Here is a 4,139-nt window from a genome sequence, read left to right as displayed (position 1 = left end):
GGCGGACGCCGAGACGCACGCCCGTACGCTCCTCGCGCCCCTCGACGGGCAGCCCGCGCTCGCCGAGACCCTGCGCACCTGGCTGTCGTTGCACGGCAGTTGGGACCGTACGGCGGTGGCGCTGGACGTGCACCGCAACACCGTGCGGCAGCGGATCGCCCGCTGCGCCGCCCTGTTGGCCGCCGACCTGGACGATCCGGACGTCCGCATGGAGTTGTGGTTCGCGCTGCGCCGGACCTGAGGGCACGGCCGAGTGACCCCCGTCCCAGCGGGCGGTATGCCGAGGACGGGGGCCACGGCACTGCCTCACAATGGGTGGCATGCCGATATCCGGGACACCCAGCCGCGCCCAGCTCGTCGACCACCTGGTGCGCACCCGCATCGCGGGGGACGTCGCCACCCCCCGCGAGAACAACCTCTCCCACTACCGCCAGCTCGCCAACGGTGTCCGCAACTACTGGCTCGGCCTCGAACTGGGCGACCGCTGGACGGACGAGCAGGACGTGCTCGCGGTCATGGCCGAGCGGGTGGGTGTCAACGACGACCCCGAGTACCGGTACGGGCAGGACACCATCGACCCGGAGCTGACCGTGGACGCGCTGGACCGGATGGCGGCGCGGCTGCGCAAGGCGGCCGAGGGGCGCCAGCGGGTGCTGTTCGCGACCGGGCACCCGGGCGGCCTGCTGGACGTGCACCGGGCCACGGCCGCCGCGCTGCGCGCCGCCGGCTGCGAGATCGTCGTCATCCCGGACGGGCTCCAGACGGACGAGGGGTACGTCATGCAGTTCGCGGACGTGGCCGTGCTGGAGCACGGGGCGACGCTGTGGCACACCCACTCCGGCGAACCGATGCGGGCCATTCTGACGGGACTTGAGCGGGAGGGGCGTCCGCTGCCGGACCTGGTGGTCGCCGACCACGGCTGGGCCGGGTACGCGGGCCAGCACGGCGTGGACTCCGTCGGGTACGCCGACTGCAACGACCCCGCGCTCTTCCTCGCCGAGTCGGAGGGGACCGTGCAGGTGGTCGTGCCGCTGGACGACCATGTGGTCAGCCCGCGCTACTACGACCCCCTGACGGCGTATCTGCTCGCGGAGGCGGGCCTGGCCTGACGCCGTGACAGGTGTGACGTGCGGTCCCGTCGCCGGGGCCGCACGCCGGTTCAGTTCCTGTTCGGGTCAGTGACCGCCTCCTCCGCCGCCACCGTGGCCGCCGCCACCGCCACCGCCGTGGCCGCCGCCACCACCGTGGCCGCCGCCGTCGCCGTGACCGCCGCCGTTGCCGCCGTGGTCGCCGCCGTAGCCGCCGTTGCCGTGGTCGCCGCCGTAGCCGCCGTGGTCGCCGTAGCCGCCGTAGTCGTCGTCATCGTCGTCCCACGAGTAGCCGTGGTGACCGTTGTCGCCGTCTCCCCAGCTGCTGCTGTAGGAGCTGTGGCTGTCGTCCGCGGCTGAGGCGGTTCCGGCCGTGCCGATCGCTGCTCCGCCGGCCAGCAGCAGGCCGGAGGCGGACAACGCGACAAGACGCCTCGTGCGCTGTGATCGCATGGGAATACCTTCCGTCATCGTCTCTCGCGGCTCCCGGGGAAGAACGCGAGGTGGATGGCCGCCGCCGCTGTGCAAGAGGGGAAGAACGCGGCGCGGTCTTCAGGTGTCACCGCAGTCGGTCGAGTGAAACGGCCCTGATGCTCCTCGTCCACCGGGGTGCACGGGGCATGCCGTTCGCTGCGGCTTTCACTCAGAGAGCCTAATCCCCCATACGTCACAAGTCACCCGGAAACGGACACTTGTCACGATTGTCTCGGCACGCGGACAACACCCTCCTGGATGACCGAGATGGCGAGCCGTCCGTCCTGGGTGTAGATGCGGGCCTGACCGAGGCCACGGCCGCCGTGCGCGGACGGCGACTCCTGGTCGTACAGCAGCCACTCGTCGGCACGGAAGGGCCGGTGGAACCACATCGCGTGGTCCAGGGACGCCCCGACCACGTCCCCCACGGCCCAGCCGCCGCGCCCGTGCGCGAGCAGCACCGAGTCGAGCAGGGTCATGTCGGAGACGTAGGTGGCGAGGACGACGTGCAGCAGGGGGTCGTCGTCGAGTTTGCCGTTGGTGCGGAACCACACCTGCGAGTGCGGCTCGCGCGGCTCGCCGTACTGCCCGTACGGCGGCTCGTCGACATAGCGCAGGTCGATCGCCTCGCGGGCCTCCAGGAACCGCTCCACCACCTCGGGCGCGAGATGGCCGTAGCCGCGCAGCCGCTCCTGGGAGGTGGGCAGGGTCGCCGGGTCGGGGGAGGCCGGCATGGGCGCCTGGTGCTCCAGGCCCTCCTCGTACGCCTGGAAGGACGCCGACAGATGGAAGATCGGCTTGCCGTGCTGGACGGCGACCACCCGGCGGGTGGTGAAGGACCGGCCGTCCCGGATCCGGTCCACCGTGTAGACGATCGGCGCGCCCGGGTCACCGGGGCGCAGGAAGTACGCGTGCAGGGAGTGGGCGGGCCGGTCCGCGGGGACCGTCCGCCCGGCGGCGACCAGCGCCTGCGCCGCGACCTGCCCGCCGAAGACGCGCGGGACGACGGCGGAGCGGGACCGGCCGCGGAAGATGTTCTCCTCGATCTGCTCCAGGTCGAGCAGATCGAGGAGATCCTGAAGTGCCTGGCTCATGGTTGACAGTTGTACTGTCCTGCCGTTGCCGGTTCCTTACAGACCCATGTCCTTGGCGATGATCGTCTTCATGATCTCGCTGGTGCCGCCGTAGATGCGGTTGACGCGGTTGTCCGCGTACAGGCGGGCGATCGGGTACTCGTTCATGTAGCCGTAGCCGCCGTGCAGCTGGAGGCAGCGGTCGATCACGCGGTGCGCGACCTCGGTGCAGAAGAGCTTGGCGGAGGCGGCCTCGGCGGGGGTCAGCTCACCGGCGTCCAGGGCCTCCGTCGCGCGGTCGGCGACGGCCTCGGCGGCGTCCACCTCGGCCTGGCAGGCGGCCAGCTCGAACTTGGTGTTCTGGAAGTGGGCGACCGGCTTGCCGAAGACGGTGCGCTCCTGGACGTACTGCTTGGTGAACCGGACGGCGGCCTTGGCCTGCGCGTAGGCGCCGAAGGCGATCCCCCAGCGCTCGGAGGCCAGGTTGTGGCCGAGGTAGTAGAAGCCCTTGTTCTCCTCGCCGAGCAGGTCCTCGACCGGCACCTTGACGTCGACGAAGGCCAGCTCGGCGGTGTCGGAGGTGCGCAGGCCCAGCTTGTCGAGCTTGCGGCCGACGGAGTAGCCCTCGGACTTGGTGTCCACGGCGAACAGGGAGATGCCGTGGCGGCGGTCCTCGGCGGTCGGCGCGGCGGTGCGGGCGCACACGATCACGCGGTCGGCGTGGACGCCGCCGGTGATGAAGGTCTTGGCGCCGTTGAGGACGTAGTGCGTGCCGTCCTCGGAGAGTTTGGCGGTGGACTTCATGCCCGCGAGGTCGGAACCGGTGCCCGGCTCCGTCATCGCGATGGCCCACATCTCCTCGCCGGTGACGAACTTCGGCAGGTACCGCTTCTTCTGCTCGTCGGTGGCGAGCATCTTGATGTAGGGCAGGGCGAGCAGCACGTGCACGCCGGAGCCGCCGAACTGGACGCCCGCGCGCGCGGTCTCCTCGTAGAGGACGGCCTCGAACTTGTGGCTGTCCAGGCCGGCGCCGCCGTACTCCTCGGGGACGTTGATGCCGAAGATGCCCAGCTCGCCGAGCTTGTAGTAGAAGTCGCGCGGCGCCTGGCCGGCGGCGAACCACTCGTCGTACACCGGTACGACCTCGGCCTCGATGAAGGCGCGAAGGGTCTCCCGGAACGCCTCGTGATCCTCGTTGAACACCGTACGGCGCACGCCGCCACCTCCACGTACCTGACATCGGCATGTCTAAGCGCTTGCTCAGACTCGAAGATACCGGCGGGTACGGGGAGCCGTCCAGGGTGAGGTGTGCCACCCGCCCGGGGGCGGGTGGCCGGCGTCAGTTCCCGGCCTTGCCGTAGCGACGGAAGGCGGAGGTGTCCACGGTCCAGGGGCCGAAGGACACCGAGTCCCCGAAGATGCAGGGCTCCTTGCAGGCGTAGCGGCCCTTGCACGGGTCGGAATGGACCTCGATGGTGCCGGTGCGGGGGTCGGCGATCGCGCG

Annotated in this window: 5 protein-coding genes and 1 pseudogene; 2 read left to right on the top strand and 4 right to left on the bottom strand. The window is 70.8% G+C overall.

What is annotated here, in order from left to right:
• The coding region (locus CCN44_RS37050; protein ID WP_143650260.1) for a helix-turn-helix domain-containing protein at nt 1–241 on the top strand (241 nt) is incomplete at its 5' end.
• A gap of 79 nt (nt 242–320) precedes the next feature.
• Nucleotides 321–1,109, top strand: coding sequence for a phosphatase (locus CCN44_RS37045; RefSeq protein ID WP_059249685.1), 789 nt, complete (start codon nt 321–323; stop codon nt 1,107–1,109).
• 66 nt (nt 1,110–1,175) lie between these two features.
• On the opposite strand, the gene CCN44_RS45290 is transcribed toward CCN44_RS37045, so the two are convergent.
• The 4 genes and pseudogenes from CCN44_RS45290 to CCN44_RS46855 all read right to left on the bottom strand — a co-directional run.
• Nucleotides 1,176–1,541 (bottom strand): hypothetical protein, encoded by a 366-nt coding sequence (locus CCN44_RS45290; protein ID WP_167404072.1) that lies wholly within the window; start codon nt 1,539–1,541, stop codon nt 1,176–1,178.
• Nucleotides 1,542–1,783: 242 nt separating this feature from the next.
• Entirely contained in the window at nt 1,784–2,656 is an 873-nt protein-coding gene (gene tesB, locus CCN44_RS37035) for an acyl-CoA thioesterase II (protein WP_059249686.1), read from the bottom strand.
• Nucleotides 2,657–2,692: 36 nt separating this feature from the next.
• Complete coding sequence (locus CCN44_RS37030; protein ID WP_059249687.1) at nt 2,693–3,850, bottom strand: acyl-CoA dehydrogenase family protein; 1,158 nt, start codon at nt 3,848–3,850, stop codon at nt 2,693–2,695.
• A 124-nt stretch (nt 3,851–3,974) separates the two neighbouring features.
• Nucleotides 3,975–4,139 (bottom strand): annotated as a pseudogene (locus tag CCN44_RS46855) (Uma2 family endonuclease); the annotation flags it as partial.

The sequence above is a fragment of the Streptomyces tricolor genome (genome assembly GCF_002155905.1).
GTDB classification, from domain to species: domain Bacteria; phylum Actinomycetota; class Actinomycetes; order Streptomycetales; family Streptomycetaceae; genus Streptomyces; species Streptomyces tricolor.
The sequence above is the reverse complement of the archived record's forward strand: the minus strand, read 5'-3'. Positions and strand labels throughout refer to the sequence as shown.

What these genes read in the sequence shown, in the direction of transcription:
- CCN44_RS37045 (WP_059249685.1), top strand. Translation starts at nt 321, where the DNA reads ATGCCGATATCCGGGACACCCAGCCGCGCCCAGCTCGTCGACCACCTG.
- CCN44_RS45290 (WP_167404072.1), bottom strand. Translation starts at nt 1,541, where the DNA reads ATGCGATCACAGCGCACGAGGCGTCTTGTCGCGTTGTCCGCCTCCGGC.
- tesB (WP_059249686.1), bottom strand. Translation starts at nt 2,656, where the DNA reads ATGAGCCAGGCACTTCAGGATCTCCTCGATCTGCTCGACCTGGAGCAG.